Below are 15,095 nucleotides of genomic sequence, written 5' to 3'. Positions count from 1 at the left end.
ATGCGGGTGCGGGGGCGCGTACTGCCGGAGGGGTCCGAGGTCGATCTCTGGATCGACCACGGTCTCTTCTCCGCGGAGCCGATTGCGAACGCGGATTTCGTGCACGACGGTGGTTGGATTCTGCCCGGTCTCGTCGATGCCCACTGTCATGTGGGAATCGAGTACGGCGGGGGCCACACGGATCTGAGCGGCTCGATCCGGCAGGCACAAACCGAGCGAGGCGTCGGCGCGTTGCTGCTTCGCGACGCCGGGTCCCCGGTCGACACCCGCGAGTTGGACGAGCGGGACGACCTTCCTCGGATCATCAGAGCAGGCCGACACATCGCATCGCCGAAGCGGTACATACCGGGTCTGGCCATCGATATCGAGGACGAGTCGCAGCTGCCCGAGGCAGTTGCACAGCAGGCTCGATTCGGTGACGGCTGGGTCAAGCTCGTCGGCGATTGGATCGATCGCTCGGTAGGCGATCTTCGGCCGCTGTGGAACGACTCGATCCTCGTCGACGCCATAGCCGCTGCTCATGCCGAGGGCGCGCGGGTGACCGCCCATGTATTCGGCGAGGATGCGCTCCCCGGACTGATCGCGGCGGGAATCGACTGCATCGAACACGGCACCGGTCTGACCGACGAGACCATCGAGATGATGGTCGATCACCGAACTGCGCTGGTGCCGACGCTCATCAACATCGAGACGTTTCCCGGAATCGCGGACTCCGCCACCCGATACCCCGTCTACGCCCGGCACATGCGGGCGCTGCACGCCCGCGTCGCCGGCACCGTCGGACGGGCCCATGATGCCGGGATCTCCATCTATGCGGGAACCGATGCCGGTGGGTCGATCGCCCATGGTCGCATCGCCGACGAGGTCGCGGCACTCGCGCGCGTCGGACTTTCTCCGACGGACGCCCTCGGTGCTGCCTGCTGGGACGCTCGGTCCTGGCTGGGACGACCGGGGCTCGAGCACGGCGCACCCGCAGACCTCGTCGTCTACTCCCAGGATCCACGTGGAGGACCGGACGTGCTGGCCAACCCGGAGTTGGTGATACTGCGCGGACGCGTGACCGACAGAGGAGCCCGCACGACGAGAAGATCGGAGGCCGGTGATGACTGATCCGTACAACAGCGGCGGGCAGTTCGACCCGAACCGCCCGGGTTGGGCCGGATTGGCACCGATGAATCACGTTCAGCAGCAAGGCTCGGGACTGTCCGAGACCTACTGGCGGGCCGAACAGGCCGCTCACCAGCGTCGACGCGGCCAGCGATGGGGACTACCGGCGGCAGCGCTCGTTCTGGGCCTCAATCTGGCGGGCTTCCTGCTTCTCGGACTCGTCGTGACGACCGAGACCTCCTCTCTGTTCGTCGTGGGCATCATGATTCCCAGCCTGCTCGCCGCCGGACTGGCTGTGGCGATCTCGATGTCTCGTGGCAACGGTCCCGTCGTGGATTTCGGTCTTCCCAGATCCAGTTCCGAACTACTGGGTCAGGTTCGATCCGGACTGGCCTGGGGCGGTGTCGCCGTGGTCGGCGGTCTACTGCTCGCGCTGGTGCTCTTGTCTAGCCTCGACCTCGAGGACCAGACCCCACTGGGCAACGTCACGGATACGGCTGTCGGATGGAAAGTCGCTCTGGCCGTATGGATCTGGACCGGCGCACCGATCTGCGAGGAAACGATGTTTCGCGGCATGCTGTGGGGCGCGCTCGAGAAGCGCACCCGCCCGATGCCGATGGCCTGGCTGGGCAATCGATGGGTGGTCCTGGCGATCACGGCGGTCGTGTTCGCCATCTGGCATCGCGAATGGTGGCGCTTCGTGATTCTGCTGTGGGGCGGGCTGGCAATCGGCATCGCCAGAATGCGGACCGGCTCGATCGTGGCGTCGACCACGGCCCACTCGATGAACAACACACTGCCTGCCCTCGTGATCCTGCTTGCTTGAGCGACTCGTTGCCGAGGGCGATTCACGGTTCGCGGTGCTCGTCTGGCACAATGAACAGCTGTTCGCCCGTCTTCCGGTTACGTACCGCGCGGCGGTCACAACAACCTTCAACGCAAAACCGGGTTCGCATGCCGTGTGAACCGCTGAATTGCGCCGTGACCAACTTTCGAAAGGCTCCACCAGAACATGGCCGTCAAGATCAAGCTCATGCGTATCGGCAAGATCCGCACCCCGCACTACCGCGTCGTCATCTCCGATGCTCGTACCCGCCGTAACGGCCGTGCGATCGAGACCATCGGCACGTACGAGCCCAAGCAGGACCCCAGCGTCATCGAGATCAACTCCGAGCGTGCGCAGTACTGGCTGGGCGTCGGCGCGCAGCCGACCGAGCCTGTCGAGGCCCTGCTGAAGATCACCGGCGACTGGCAGAAGTTCAAGGGTCTGCCCGGCACCGAGGGAACCCTCCGCCTCGCCGAGCCCAAGCCGTCGAAGCTCGACCTGTTCAACGCCGCACTGGCGCAGGCAGATTCCGAGCCGCAGGGCGAGGCCACCACCGCGAAGAAGAAGAAGGCTCCGAAGTCCGACGACGCCGCTGCGGAGAGCACCGACGCTGCAGCAACCGAGACGGCAGACGCGCCGGCCGCCGAGGCTGCTGAGAAGTGAGCGCCGTTGTCGCCGATGCCGTCGAACATCTCGTTCGCGGCATCGTCGCCAATCCCGATGACGTTCGCGTCGAGATGATCACCGGCCGTCGTGGTCGCACCGTGGAGGTTCACGTGCACCCCGACGATCTGGGCAAGGTCATCGGTCGCGGCGGTCGTACCGCCACGGCGCTGCGCACACTCGTCTCGGGTATCGGTGGTCGCGGCATTCGTGTCGATGTGGTCGACACGGACCACTAGGTCACGCACACAATCATGGAGCTGGTCATCGGCCGTGTTGCAAAGTCGCACGGCATCAAAGGCGAAGTCGTCGTCGAGGTTCGCACCGACGACCCCGACGACCGCTTCGCAGTGGGGACCGTTCTTCGCGGCCGCAAGCCCCGATCGGACGCTGCTCCCACCTCGTACACGGTGGATGCCGTCCGGGAACACTCCGGGCGGCTTCTGCTGCGTCTGAACGGCATCGACGACAAGACGACCGCGGACCAGATCCGCGGAACGTTGTTCATCGTCGAGTCGACGGATCTGCCGCCGTCCGACGATCCGGACGAATTCTACGATCACGAACTCGAAGGACTCACCGTCGTTCTGGCCGACGGTTCGGCAGTGGGAACGGTCCGCGAAGTCCTGCACTCGGCCGCGGGGGAGTTGCTCTCGATCCGGCCTGCCCCTGAATTCGGTCGTTCCGCAGGCTCCGCTACTGGTCCGAAGTCCGGCGGAGACACACGCGCCGAAATTCTCGTTCCCTTCGTGGCCGCGATCGTCACGTCGGTGTCGTTGGCCGACAAGACGATCGAGATCGATCCGCCCGAGGGCCTGCTGGACCCGGAGTAGATCGTGCGCCTCGACGTCGTCACCATTTTCCCCGAATACCTGACTCCGCTGCGAACTGCTCTGTTGGGCAAGGCAATCGACCGCGGTCTTGTCTCTGTGGAGGTTCACGATCTGCGATCGTGGACCCATGACGTGCACAAGGCCGTCGACGATTCACCCTATGGCGGCGGACCTGGCATGGTCATGAAGCCGACGGTCTGGGGCGATGCCCTCGACCACGTGCTGACCGAGGATTCGCTCCTCGTCGTTCCCACTCCCGCCGGTGTTCCGTTCACCCAGCGCACGGCCGAACGGTGGTCCACCGAGCAACATCTGGTGTTCGCGTGCGGCCGGTACGAAGGTATCGATCAGCGGGTCTTCGAAGACGCATCGCGCCGCGTACGCGTCGAAGAAGTCAGTATCGGCGACTACGTGCTCATCGGCGGCGAGGCGGCCGTCCTGGTGATGGCCGAGGCGGTGGTTCGACTCATGCCCGGAGTACTCGGCAATCAACAGTCGCACCAAGAGGATTCGTTCTCCGACGGTCTGCTCGAAGGGCCGAGCTACACGCGTCCGGCCCGGTGGCGCGAACTCGACGTTCCCGACGTCCTGCTATCCGGCGATCACGCGAAGATAGCGGCATGGCGTCGGGCCCAGTCGTTGACTCGGACCGCCGAGCGTCGCCCGGATCTGCTCGGCGACTGAGCAATTCAGCTGATCGTACCGCCAGGAAAAAGCATCGAGACGAATCCGGTGAGAGTGTCCCTGGCATGTAGGGCGCTGGCGTCGTCACTCACGTCGACCACCGCGGTGTCCGGATAGCTCTCCATGTCGTCGGCGTAGAAGATGTCTTCCCGTGACGACAGAGCGAGGACGTAGCGATTGTCGACCCCGATCGTGCCGGTCGACAAGTGCACCCACCGATCGGAAACACAGCACATCCAGCCCTGCTTGACGGCGTGCACGCTCTCGCCCGGTAGACCGTCGACGATTCCGAAATGTTGTTTGTAGCCGTCTGCGGCAATCGGTGCCGAACGCCGCAGCATGCCGATGATGACGTCCGTCGACGCAGTCGTCAGTCCGCCGCTGCCGTTGAGCAAGCCCGCGTAGTACCCGACCAGGTCGCTCGGCGTTGTTTCGGTGTTGTACCACTGATCGTCGCCCGGTGCCGTCGTGCGTTGCAATCCGTATCGGGCCGCGACCGCGCGGACGATGTCGGACGTGCCGTAGCGGTACCACAGGGTGTAGGCGGCGTTGTCGTCGGAGAGCTCCAGCATGCTGGTCATGGTGGCCAGTTCGTCGGCCGAGACAGGGCGGTTCTCCGACTGCGCTCGGAACATCACTTCGTCGGCGATGAAGAGCTTGGACACCGATGCGGTTTCGACCTGTATGTCGGCGTTGCTGCTGTAGAAAGACCCGGTGTCGCGGTCGAGCAAGGCGAAGTCGACGTCGGCACCTCGGGCCTGCGCCGACGCGATCGCCATGGGGATTCGGGCTTCCAGAGCGACGCCGTCGACCTTCTGCATGTCGGGAAAGGGCGACGCGGAGGTCTCGGCGGTTGCTTTCGCAGCGGAGTCGCCGGGTTGATCGTCCGGTGGAACCGAGCAACCTGCGGTGAAGAGCAGGGAGGCACAGACGACAGTCAGGAATCGAGACACCCTGACCATGCGTGCATCTCTCCCAGACGTTGAACCGCTGACCGACCTGTCCCACAGTAGCGGTAGGGTCCATCGCCGTGACCACTGCTCTGAAATCTGTGAACAAGCGCATAGCCGAAGAACTCGACGTTCGTGAGGAACAGGTTCGGGCCGCCGTAGAACTGCTCGACGGCGGCTCGACGGTCCCGTTCATCGCGCGGTACCGCAAGGAGGTCACCGGCACCCTCGACGATGCGCAGCTGCGTCAGCTCGACGAGCGGCTGCGGTACCTCCGTGAGCTCGACGAGCGCAGAGACGCCGTCATCGAATCCATCCGTGGTCAGGGCAAGCTCGACGACGCCCTCGAGCAGTCTTTGATGCTCGCCGATACCAAGGCGCGCGTCGAGGACATCTATCTGCCGTTCAAGCCCAAGCGTCGGACGAAAGCCCAGATTGCGCGTGAAGCGGGGCACGAGCCCGTGGCCGATGCCCTGTTCTCCGACCCCACGACGGATCCGGCGCAGTTCGATCAGGAGCAGCTCGACGGCGCGCGTGCGATTCTCGTCGAGCGCTTCGCCGAGGACGCCGACCTGGTGGGTGAACTACGCGAACTCATGTGGACCTCCGGCAAGCTGGTTGCCACTGTCCGCAAGGGCAAAGAGGAGGAGGGTGCCAAGTTCTCGGACTACTTCGAATTCTCCGAACCCTTCACGAGCCTGCCCTCGCATCGCATCCTCGCCACCCTCAGAGGCGAGAAGGAAGAAGTACTCTCGCTCGGATTCGAGCCCGAGCGCGAAGAACCGACGCCCGGGGTGCCGAGCGTCTACGAGGGTCGGATCGCCACCAAGTTCGGAATCGCGAATCGAGGACGGCCCGCCGACAAGTGGCTGCTCGATACCGTTCGATGGGCGTGGCGTACCAAAATGCTGGTCACGGTCTCCCTCGATACCCGTATGCGACTGCGCCAGTCCGCCGAGAAGGACGCCGTCGACGTGTTCGCGAGCAACCTCAAGGACCTGCTGCTCGCCGCGCCGGCGGGCAACCGCACCACGATGGGCCTCGACCCGGGCTTCCGTACCGGCACCAAGGTTGCCATCGTCGACGCGACCGGAAAGGTCGTCGACTACGACACCATCTATCCCCACAAGCCGCAGGGCAAGTGGGATCAGGCACTGGCCACTCTCGCCGGCCTCGCGGCCAAGCACAAAGTGGAGCTCATCGCCATCGGAAACGGTACGGCGTCACGCGAAACCGATTCCCTGGCAGCAGAATTGATTGCCAAGTTCCCGGCTGCGAATCTGACCAAGGTGGTGGTCTCCGAGGCCGGTGCCTCCGTCTACTCGGCGTCGGCGTACGCCTCGAGTGAACTGCCCGAACTCGACGTCTCGATCCGCGGCGCGGTCTCGATCGCACGCAGGCTGCAGGATCCGTTGGCCGAGCTGGTCAAGATCGATCCCAAGTCCATCGGCGTCGGCCAGTACCAGCACGACATCTCCGAAACCCTGCTCGCTCGTTCTCTCGGCGCCGTCGTCGAGGATGCGGTGAACGCGGTCGGTGTCGACGTCAACACAGCGTCGGTGCCACTGCTGTCGCGGGTATCCGGAATTGCCGGCTCGCTCGCCGAGAGCATCGTGGCGCACCGCGACCAGAACGGACCGTTCGCCAGCCGCAGCACCCTCAAGGACGTACCGCGCTTGGGCCCCAAAGCTTTCGAGCAGTGCGCCGGATTCCTCCGCATCTCCGGGGGAGAGGATCCACTCGATCGGTCGAGCGTGCACCCGGAGGCGTACCCCGTAGTGCGCCGCATCGTCGGCAAGGCCGGCGTCGGAGTGCGCGAAGTGGTCGGAAACACGGCCCTCCTGCGCCGCCTCGATCCCGCGGAATTCGTCGACGAACGATTCGGGTTGCCCACTGTCACCGACATCATCTCCGAGCTGGAGAAGCCGGGACGCGACCCGCGTCCGGAGTTCAAGACCGCCACTTTCGCGGCCGGTATCGAGAAGGTGGCCGACCTGAAGCCGGGGATGACGCTCGAAGGCGTCGTGACCAACGTGGCGGCATTCGGTGCTTTCGTCGACGTCGGTGTGCATCAGGACGGTCTCGTTCACGTCTCTGCGATGTCGCACAACTTCGTCAAGGACCCGCGTGAGGTCGTCAAATCCGGTGACGTCGTGCGCGTCAAGGTCATGGAGGTCGACCTCCCTCGTCAGCGCATCGGGTTGAGCCTGCGACTGGACGACGAGCCTGGGGCCTCCGCCGGAAAGGACGCCCCACGTGGACAACAGGGCGAACGTCCGCGGGGCCAGGGGCGAGCCGGCGGTGCCGACCAGGGCAGTCGCGGACGAGACTCACGTCCCCAGCGTGAACGCCGCGGCGGCGGCCAGCAGGCCGCACCGGCGGCCGGTTCGATGGCCGACGCGCTGCGGAAGGCCGGATTCGGAAAATAGCGACGGCTCGGTGGTCGATGCCGTCCTGGGCGGCACTTATCACGAATAGTGTGAAGTCCGACTCGCCGGTCGTTCGGTAGGAAGGACGTGAGACGCACGTGAGGTGGTTGCAACACGGGGTCATCGATCACGGTCGTCTGCCACTGCTGTGTTTCCTCCTGGGACTGCTGCTGGGCTTTCTGCTGATCCGGCTCAGCGTCAGGATGATTCGCGCAGATGTGAAGTGGTGGCCCGGCAACATCACTCCCGGTGGCCAGCACATACATCACGTCGTGTTCGGGATCGTGTTGATGCTGCTGGCAGGGATCGGCCTGATCGCGGTGTACGTCGACGGATCGCAGACGATCGGCGCGGTACTGGCCGCCGTCTTCGGCATCGGCGCTGCGCTCGTTCTCGACGAGTTCGCGTTGATCTTCTACCTCCGCGACGTCTACTGGTCGGAACAGGGCCGCACGTCGGTCGATGCCGTCTTTGCGGCCCTCGCGTTCACCGGTCTGCTGCTGCTCGGCTTCCATCCTTTGGAGCTGTTGAGCCCGGCAGACTTTCGGGCCGACCCCGATCCGTGGGTGCGCAGCGCGCTGGCACTCCTGGCGCTGATCAACCTGGCCCTGTGCGTGATCGTCCTGCTCAAGGGCAAGATCTGGACCGGATTGGTAGGGCTGTTCGTACTGCCTATCCTCGTGTTGGCGGCGATTCGGTTGAGCCGACCGAGCGCGCCGTGGGCGAGGTGGCGCTACACCAGCAGGCCGAAGAAGATGGAGAGAGCTCTGCGGCGCGAGAAGCGCTGGCGCAGACCGCTCATCAGAGCCAAGATCTACTTGCAGGACGCGATCGCGGGCAAGCCGAGCATCGTCCATGCACGCGAGGCCACCGAGGACGAGTTGGCGCGTGTGGTGGTGCCGGCACCGGTGTCGGGTGCTGCCGTCTCACCCCGCGCGGAGTCGATTTCGCCGTAGGCATCATGGTCTGGCACAATGGTCGGGTTGCCTCTAGCAGGCACGGACCTCACTCGGAGTACGAACCAGTCGAGCCGCGCAGTCAGCGAGCCGCTCGGTTCCTCTACTCAAGCGCAGAACGCAAGGATGGCACAACCGATGAACACTCTGGACTTTCTCGACAATCAGTCGCTGCGTGGCGACATCCCCGATTTCCGCCCCGGCGACACCCTGAACGTGCACGTCAAGGTCATCGAAGGCTCGAAGGAGCGTATTCAGATCTTCAAGGGCGTCGTCATCCGACGTCAGGGCGGTGGCGTTCGCGAGACGTTCACGGTTCGTAAGGTCTCGTTCGGCGTCGGCGTCGAGCGCACCTTCCCGGTGCACAGCCCCAACATTGCGCAGTTCGAGGTCCTCACCCGCGGTGACGTCCGTCGCGCCAAGCTCTACTACCTCCGCGATCTGCGTGGCAAGGCTGCCAAGATCAAGGAAAAGCGCTGACCGGTTTCGCCCGGCTCCACATAGCTCCCATCATGCCGCGTCGCCCCTTCGGGCGGCGCGGCATGATGCGTCTCGGCCGGTCCGAAACGCCGGTGCAGAGACCGTCCGGCCGTGCAGACGAGCGTTCCGGCTAACCTGTTGACGTGACGCAGTCCCCACAGGATCCGACCGATGAGCCCGACGACGAGTCTTCCCAGAACAAGCGTCGGGATCGCAAGCCACGATCGTTCTGGCGAGAGCTTCCGATTCTCATTCTGGTAGCGCTCGTGTTGAGTTTTCTGCTCCAGACATTCGTCGCTCGGGTGTACTTGATCCCGTCCGAATCGATGGAGCCGACTCTGCACGGCTGCGCGGGCTGTACCGGCGACCGGATCGTGGTCGAAAAGATCGGTTACCGCTTCGGAGACCCGAAGCCCGGCGACATCGTCGTCTTTCGTGGTCCGGATTCGTGGAACGACGAATTCGTCTCGCAGCGCTCCGACAATTCGATTGTCCGCGGGGCTCAGGAAGTGGGCTCCTTGATCGGCGTCGTCGCCCCGGACGAGAACGATCTGGTCAAACGCGTCATTGCCACCGGCGGTCAGACCGTCGAGTGCTGTGACGATCAGGGCCGAGTACTCGTCGATGGAAAGCCCTTGGACGAGCCGTACATTGAGATGGATTTCCCGTTCGCGCCCGGGACGATGACCTGCGATACCGAACTGAAGTCGGGACGCTGCTTCGACCCCGTGACCGTTCCGGAGGGCAACATCTGGGTGATGGGAGACAACCGGAGCAACTCACGAGACTCCCGTTATCACGTCACCGACGAATTCACCGGTACCGTTCCGATCGACAACGTGATCGGTAAGGCCGTCTTCATTGCGCTGCCACCGTCACGGACGGGCCTCCTGGATTCTCCCGACATTCAAGGTCGATGACGACGGCCCCCCGCCGCGTGCCCCGTGCACGAGCGACTCTGACGCGGTCGTCGTGGCCGCCACGTCCGGTCATCCGGCGGGCTGCCGGTTTGCGGACGATGGAGTCGGCCTTGGAGCGCGGAGGTCTCGGGCCGGTTGCGGGTGTGGACGAAGCAGGCAGGGGAGCGTGTGCCGGCCCGTTGACGGTGGCGGCGTGCGTACTCGGTGCGCGCGCCCACGCAGCGCTGGCCGATCTGGACGACTCGAAGAAATTGACCGAGCGCCGACGCGAGGAGCTGTTCCCCAAGATCCAGAAGCTGGCACTGGCATGGAGCGTGGTGTTCATCGACGCTGCCGAGGTCGATCGCATCGGGGTGCACGTTGCGAACATCGAGGGAATGCGTCGCGCAGTTGCCGGGCTCGGAGTGACCCCCGGGTACGTGCTCACCGACGGCTTTCGGGTGCCCGGCCTGCCGGTTCCGTCGCTACCGGTGATCGGCGGCGACGCCACCGCCGCGTGCATCGCTGCCGCGAGCGTGCTGGCGAAGGTCTCACGCGATCGGCTGATGGTACAGATGGACGAAGAGATTCCGGGCTACGGATTCGCCGTCCACAAGGGCTACAGCACGCGGGCTCATTCGGCCGCCATGATCGCTCTCGGCCCCAGCCGAGAACATCGAATGTCGTATGCGAATGTCGCTGCGGCGGCCGCGGGCTCGGCTGGGGATCCACCTGTGGGTCGTGCCGCAGGCACCACTCGGAACGGCGACGCCGTGGGGCGAATGGACTGCCGCGACGCAGGTGCGCGATGATTGCTTTTCACGCCCGACTGGAGGATGAAAGAGACCGATGAGTGCCGAAGATCTCGAAAAGTACGAAACCGAGATGGAGCTCTCGCTGTATCGCGAGTATCGGGACATCGTAGGTCAGTTCAACTACGTGGTCGAAACCGAACGTCGGTTCTATCTGGCGAACTCCGTCGAACTCATTCCGCACAACGCCGACGGTGAGATCTACTTCGAATTGCGGATGTCGGATTCGTGGGTGTGGGACATGTATCGCCCCGCCCGTTTCGTCAAGCACGTCCGAGTGATCACGTTCAAGGACGTCAACATCGAAGAGTTGGACAAACCAGACCTTCGCCTTCCGGAATAGCTCGCTGCGGCGAACGTCGCGGCACGCGGCAGTCGACGACGGCTCGCGGACGTGTGAAACACACCAGGCCTCGCGTCGACGAGTTGTCGAACCGGTGTTCGCCGATTATGACCGTGATTGTTCGAGAAATTGGACAGCCGACCAAATCGTTCCGCATGTCCTGTTTCATCGTCGGTTTCGGCGGGGGCCAGCTCCGGCAGGTAACGGCGCGGTAGATTCTCGTCCCGAAAGTAACTGCGTAACAAAGGCATTCGATTTCGACGTCTATTTTCTCGAAATGTGCCGCCATATCCGGACTGATATTCGCCGATTCGACACGTTGCGTAACACCTGCACTTCTTTGCGCCGATACGAGAATCGGTGGTAGAACTTGAATATCACATCCCCCAGACGTGTAAGAGGTACGAGATGGCACGCAAGACGCTTGTGCAGATGATCGACGATGTCGATGGATCGGTAATCAAAGACGGCCAAGGTGAATCCATCGAATTCGGCATCGGTGGAAACCAGTACCGCATCGATTTGAACCTCAAGCATGCAAACGAATTGCATGAACAGTTGGCTTTCTGGATCGAGCACGCAGAGAAGGTCTCCGGACGCCGTACCCGTAAGGGCGGCGCTGCTCCGGCACCGGCTCGCGGAAAAGTCGATCTTCAGGACATTCGAGCATGGGCACGCGAGAACGGCCACGAGGTCAGTGCTCGCGGCCGCATCAGTCAGGACGTGCAGGCAGCATACGAGGCCGCCCACTGATCATCCGGTAGCGCCGACTTCGTCGGTGCCCCAAAACGCTCCACCGGCACCCGTTTCCTGGTGTCGACGCTCGGCATCAGCTCCGTCCGAATTCTGAATTCGGGCGGAGTTTTGTGCGTGGGGGCCACTGCCTCCGGGCCGTTGTCACTCGCCGACGCTGTAACTCGCCCACGCTGTAACACGAAGGTCCGACAATGCCGACATTTTGTCTCCGCACATCTGCCCGTTCGTGCACAGGCGAGCAGTTGTCCACAGGGTAATCGCCCACCTGCGCATTCCTTGTTTCTCCTCGATTCGGACGTGCCACCTTCGGTACCACCGAATCGGCCGCGAAGTACGGCCGGAGAGTGGAGGAATGCGGATATGGCGACCAATCAGGAACTCGGTGCGCGCGGTGAGGACCTCGCGGTGCGCCATCTCGAGGACATCGGGCTCGAGGTGATCGAGCGGAACTGGCGGCATCGATCCGGTGAGCTCGACATCATCGCGCGCGAGGGTGACACCATGGTGTTCGTCGAGGTGAAGACGCGTTCGGGAATCGGTTACGGAACGCCGGCCGAGGCTGTGACGTACACCAAGCAGGTGCGGATCAGAGGGCTGGCGCTGTCGTGGCTTGCCCTGCAACAGGGTCCGTGGGTGCAGATCAGATTCGACGTGATCGCGATCGTGGTCGGGAGAGACGACAATCCGGTGATCACTCACATCCGGGCTGCGTTCTGATGCCACTCGGGAGAGCGCATTCGGTTGCGGTCAACGGTGTCGACGGTGTGCTGGTGGAGATCGAAGCCGATATCGGGCAGGGCTTGCCCGGCACCCATCTGGTCGGTCTGCCCGATACCGCGCTGAACGAGTCGCGAGATCGCGTGAAAGCTGCCGTGAAGAACTCGGGTGGCACGTGGCCGGACAGCCGGGTGATTCTCGCGCTGTCGCCCGCGACGTTGCCCAAGGGTGGATCGGTGTACGACCTCGCTCTCGCGTTGTCTGTTCTCGATGCGGCGAAGGCCATTCCGCGCGGGAGTCTGTCGGAGACGGTGTTTCTGGGCGAACTCGCTCTGGACGGCCGGCTCAGGGCGGTTCGCGGGGTCTTGCCCGGTGTGCTTGCGGTCAAGGGTGCAGGTTGGCAACGGGTGGTGGTCCCGATGCAGTGTCTACCCGAGGCGGGCCTGGTGGACGGTATCGACGTGCTGGGCGCAGGCTCGCTCGGGGATGTCGTGGCGTGGCTTCGCGGCGAGCAAGCCTTGGAATCGCCGGTGCCGACCGAGTGGCATCAGGAGATCTATCCGGATCTCAGTGATGTAGCCGGGCAGGCGGATGCGCGGTGGGCTCTGGAAGTGGCGGCAGCCGGAGCGCATCACATCATGCTGACCGGACCGCCGGGGATCGGCAAAACTATGCTGGCGCAGCGTCTTCCGGGGATTCTGCCACCGCTGACCGAGTCCGAGGCGCTCGAGGTGACGGCCATCCATTCGGTGGCCGGGTTGTTGACCACTGCGCGACCGCTCATCACATCGCCGCCGTTCATCGCACCTCATCATTCGACGTCGGTGAGCGCCTTGGTGGGTGGGGGAACGGGAATGGCCAAGCCGGGAGCGGTCAGTCGCGCGCATCGCGGAGTCCTGTTTCTGGACGAATGCGCCGAGATGAGCGTTCGCGTACTCGAGGCTCTGCGGACTCCGTTGGAGGACGGTGAGATTCGCATTGCTCGTCGAGACGGTGTGGCGAGATATCCGGCTCGATTTCAGCTGGTTCTGGCGGCGAACCCGTGCCCGTGCGCACCTGCGCGACAGGTCGATTGTGTCTGTGCGCCCACTGCTCGGCGCAAATATCTCGGAAAGCTTTCGGGGCCGTTGCTGGACCGTGTCGATCTCCGCATACAGATGATGGGTGTCGCGACGGGAGCGCTGGTCGACGAGGTGGGGGAGGGAACGAGTGAGATCCGCGCACGCGTGACCGGAGCCAGGGACGCGGCCGCCCACCGGTGGCAGGATTTCGGCTGGAGAACAAATGCAGAAGTCCCGGGACCTGCGCTACGGCAACGGTTTCGGCTGGCGCGCTCGACGCTCGCGCCGGTGGAGCGTGCGCTGCGGAACGGATCGTTGACCGCGCGGGGAGCAGACAGGGCGATACGGGTGGCGTGGACGCTGAGCGACCTCGCAGGTGGCACGGTTCCGGGTGCCGACGAGGTCGGAGCCGCACTGGATTTCCGCGACAGGGGAGTGGCATGACCCACGACGCACGCCGACTCGCGTGGGCATATCTGTCGCGGGTGGCGCAGGGCCCGCATCGACTCGTGGTCGACCATGCCGCGGCGCACGGCCCGGAAGCGGCCGCTGCGGCGGTGCGGGCAGGCCGATTGGGCGAGCGGCTCGAGGTACGTGCCCACATCGACACCGCTGCAGCCGATCTCGATCACATCGGCGCGCTGGGTGGCCGGTTGATCACTCCCGACGACGACGAGTGGCCGGCGTGGAGATTCCTCGGCTTCGACGGATCGGGTCTGACCGCAGGGGTGGACACCTGTCCTCCGATTGCGTTGTGGGCGCTCGGAAATCGGCCCGTCGCAACGGCCACCGAAAGATCGGTGTCGATCGTGGGGACCCGTGCATCGAGCCCGTACGGGGATCACGTGACCGCAGAAATTTCGGCAGACCTCGCACTCGACGGTTGGACCATCATTTCGGGAGCGGCCTTCGGGATCGATGCCGCGGCGCATCGGGCGGCTCTCGGAGTAGAGGGAACGACGATGGCGGTGCTCGCCTGTGGCGTCGACCGTGCGTATCCGGCGGGGCATTCGCGATTGCTGCGACAGATAGCCGATCACGGGCTGGTCCTGAGCGAATACGCACCGGGCACCACCCCTGCCAAGCATCGCTTCCTCGCTCGCAACAGACTCGTTGCGGCACTCGGATCGGCAGTGGTGGTGGTCGAGGCCGGGTGGCGCAGCGGGGCTCGCAACACTGCGGCATGGGCGAAAAAACTGGGTCGTCCGGTACTCGCGGTTCCCGGCCCGGTCACATCACCCACGTCCAAGGGGTGCCATCGCATGATCCGCGACGGCGAGGCCGTGCTGGTGTCGAGCTCGCACGATGTCGTTGCCGAGGCCGGTGCCCTCGGGTCGCCGGAGGAATGGCGGCCCGACCTCTTTCGGGAGACGGATGCGCTCTCGGAGACCGGATTGTTGATCTACGACGCGTTGCCGGCAACCGGGTCGCTGTCGAGCCGCGAGTTGTCCGAACAGTCCGGTGTGCCGATCGGCAAGGTGCGCGCTGCACTGCCTGTGCTGGAAATGGACGGCTTCGTTGCCAGCGACGAGACGGGGTGGTTCCGCGTGGTGCGGGGATGAACACCACGCTCGCCGAG

At 64.4% G+C, this 15,095-nt stretch carries 17 protein-coding genes; 16 read left to right on the top strand and 1 reads right to left on the bottom strand.

Going from position 1 to position 15,095, the window contains the following annotated elements:
- The 6 genes from BH93_RS15780 to trmD all read left to right on the top strand — a co-directional run bounded on the left by BH93_RS15780 (position 1) and on the right by trmD (position 4,113).
- A complete protein-coding gene (locus BH93_RS15780) occupies positions 1–1,110 on the top strand; it encodes an amidohydrolase family protein (RefSeq protein WP_037174411.1) in 1,110 nt (369 codons plus the stop codon).
- Positions 1,103–1,933, top strand: a complete 831-nt coding sequence (locus tag BH93_RS15775; RefSeq protein ID WP_037174019.1) for a CPBP family intramembrane glutamic endopeptidase — start codon at positions 1,103–1,105, stop codon at positions 1,931–1,933. The genes BH93_RS15780 and BH93_RS15775 overlap by 8 nt, the downstream gene beginning before the upstream one ends.
- Before the next feature lie 186 nt (positions 1,934–2,119).
- Positions 2,120–2,596: a 30S ribosomal protein S16 gene (gene rpsP, locus BH93_RS15770; RefSeq protein ID WP_032377037.1), complete on the top strand. Its 477-nt coding sequence runs from the start codon at positions 2,120–2,122 to the stop codon at positions 2,594–2,596.
- Complete coding sequence (locus tag BH93_RS15765) at positions 2,593–2,835, top strand: RNA-binding protein (RefSeq protein WP_008717313.1); 243 nt, start codon at positions 2,593–2,595, stop codon at positions 2,833–2,835. The genes rpsP and BH93_RS15765 overlap by 4 nt, the downstream gene beginning before the upstream one ends.
- Before the next feature lie 15 nt (positions 2,836–2,850).
- Complete coding sequence (gene rimM / locus BH93_RS15760; RefSeq protein WP_037174018.1) at positions 2,851–3,429, top strand: ribosome maturation factor RimM; 579 nt, start codon at positions 2,851–2,853, stop codon at positions 3,427–3,429.
- Positions 3,430–3,432: 3 nt separating this feature from the next.
- Positions 3,433–4,113, top strand: a complete 681-nt coding sequence (trmD, locus tag BH93_RS15755) for a tRNA (guanosine(37)-N1)-methyltransferase TrmD (protein WP_037174017.1) — start codon at positions 3,433–3,435, stop codon at positions 4,111–4,113.
- Between the two features lie 5 nt (positions 4,114–4,118).
- On the opposite strand, the gene BH93_RS15750 is transcribed toward trmD, so the two are convergent.
- Positions 4,119–5,075, bottom strand: coding sequence for a serine hydrolase (locus BH93_RS15750; protein WP_032377040.1), 957 nt, complete (start codon positions 5,073–5,075; stop codon positions 4,119–4,121).
- 68 nt (positions 5,076–5,143) lie between these two features.
- Between BH93_RS15750 and BH93_RS15745 the strand changes: the two genes are divergently transcribed.
- The 10 genes from BH93_RS15745 to dprA all read left to right on the top strand — a co-directional run bounded on the left by BH93_RS15745 (position 5,144) and on the right by dprA (position 15,078).
- Positions 5,144–7,492 carry a Tex family protein gene (locus tag BH93_RS15745; RefSeq protein WP_032377041.1) on the top strand — a complete coding sequence of 783 codons (2,349 nt, stop codon included), beginning with the start codon at positions 5,144–5,146 and terminating at the stop codon, positions 7,490–7,492.
- A 107-nt stretch (positions 7,493–7,599) separates the two neighbouring features.
- Positions 7,600–8,448, top strand: a complete 849-nt coding sequence (locus tag BH93_RS15740) for a hypothetical protein (RefSeq protein WP_032378187.1) — start codon at positions 7,600–7,602, stop codon at positions 8,446–8,448.
- Positions 8,449–8,586: 138 nt separating this feature from the next.
- A complete protein-coding gene (gene rplS / locus BH93_RS15735; protein ID WP_032378188.1) occupies positions 8,587–8,928 on the top strand; it encodes a 50S ribosomal protein L19 in 342 nt (113 codons plus the stop codon).
- 143 nt (positions 8,929–9,071) lie between these two features.
- Positions 9,072–9,848: a signal peptidase I gene (gene lepB / locus BH93_RS15730; protein WP_037174015.1), complete on the top strand. Its 777-nt coding sequence runs from the start codon at positions 9,072–9,074 to the stop codon at positions 9,846–9,848.
- Positions 9,845–10,639, top strand: a complete 795-nt coding sequence (locus tag BH93_RS15725) for a ribonuclease HII (protein ID WP_196248413.1) — start codon at positions 9,845–9,847, stop codon at positions 10,637–10,639. The genes lepB and BH93_RS15725 overlap by 4 nt, the downstream gene beginning before the upstream one ends.
- Before the next feature lie 37 nt (positions 10,640–10,676).
- Positions 10,677–10,982 (top strand): DUF2469 domain-containing protein, encoded by a 306-nt coding sequence (locus BH93_RS15720; protein ID WP_008717288.1) that lies wholly within the window; start codon positions 10,677–10,679, stop codon positions 10,980–10,982.
- A gap of 408 nt (positions 10,983–11,390) precedes the next feature.
- The gene (locus tag BH93_RS15715; protein WP_032377043.1) at positions 11,391–11,735 is read left to right on the top strand and encodes a histone-like nucleoid-structuring protein Lsr2; all 345 of its coding nucleotides are present in this window, start codon (positions 11,391–11,393) and stop codon (positions 11,733–11,735) included.
- Positions 11,736–12,098: 363 nt separating this feature from the next.
- Complete coding sequence (locus tag BH93_RS15710) at positions 12,099–12,455, top strand: YraN family protein (RefSeq protein WP_032377044.1); 357 nt, start codon at positions 12,099–12,101, stop codon at positions 12,453–12,455.
- On the top strand, positions 12,455–13,960 hold the full coding sequence (locus BH93_RS15705) for a YifB family Mg chelatase-like AAA ATPase (protein ID WP_032377045.1): 1,506 nt from the start codon (positions 12,455–12,457) through the stop codon (positions 13,958–13,960). Before BH93_RS15710 ends, BH93_RS15705 begins: the two co-directional genes overlap by 1 nt.
- Positions 13,957–15,078 (top strand): DNA-processing protein DprA, encoded by a 1,122-nt coding sequence (gene dprA, locus BH93_RS15700; RefSeq protein WP_032377046.1) that lies wholly within the window; start codon positions 13,957–13,959, stop codon positions 15,076–15,078. Before BH93_RS15705 ends, dprA begins: the two co-directional genes overlap by 4 nt.
- Positions 15,079–15,095: the final 17 nt, after the last annotated feature.

The sequence above is a fragment of the Rhodococcoides fascians A25f genome, assembly GCF_000760935.2.
In the GTDB taxonomy this organism is placed as follows: domain Bacteria; phylum Actinomycetota; class Actinomycetes; order Mycobacteriales; family Mycobacteriaceae; genus Rhodococcoides.
This window is presented reverse-complemented; position numbering and strand designations above follow the sequence as displayed.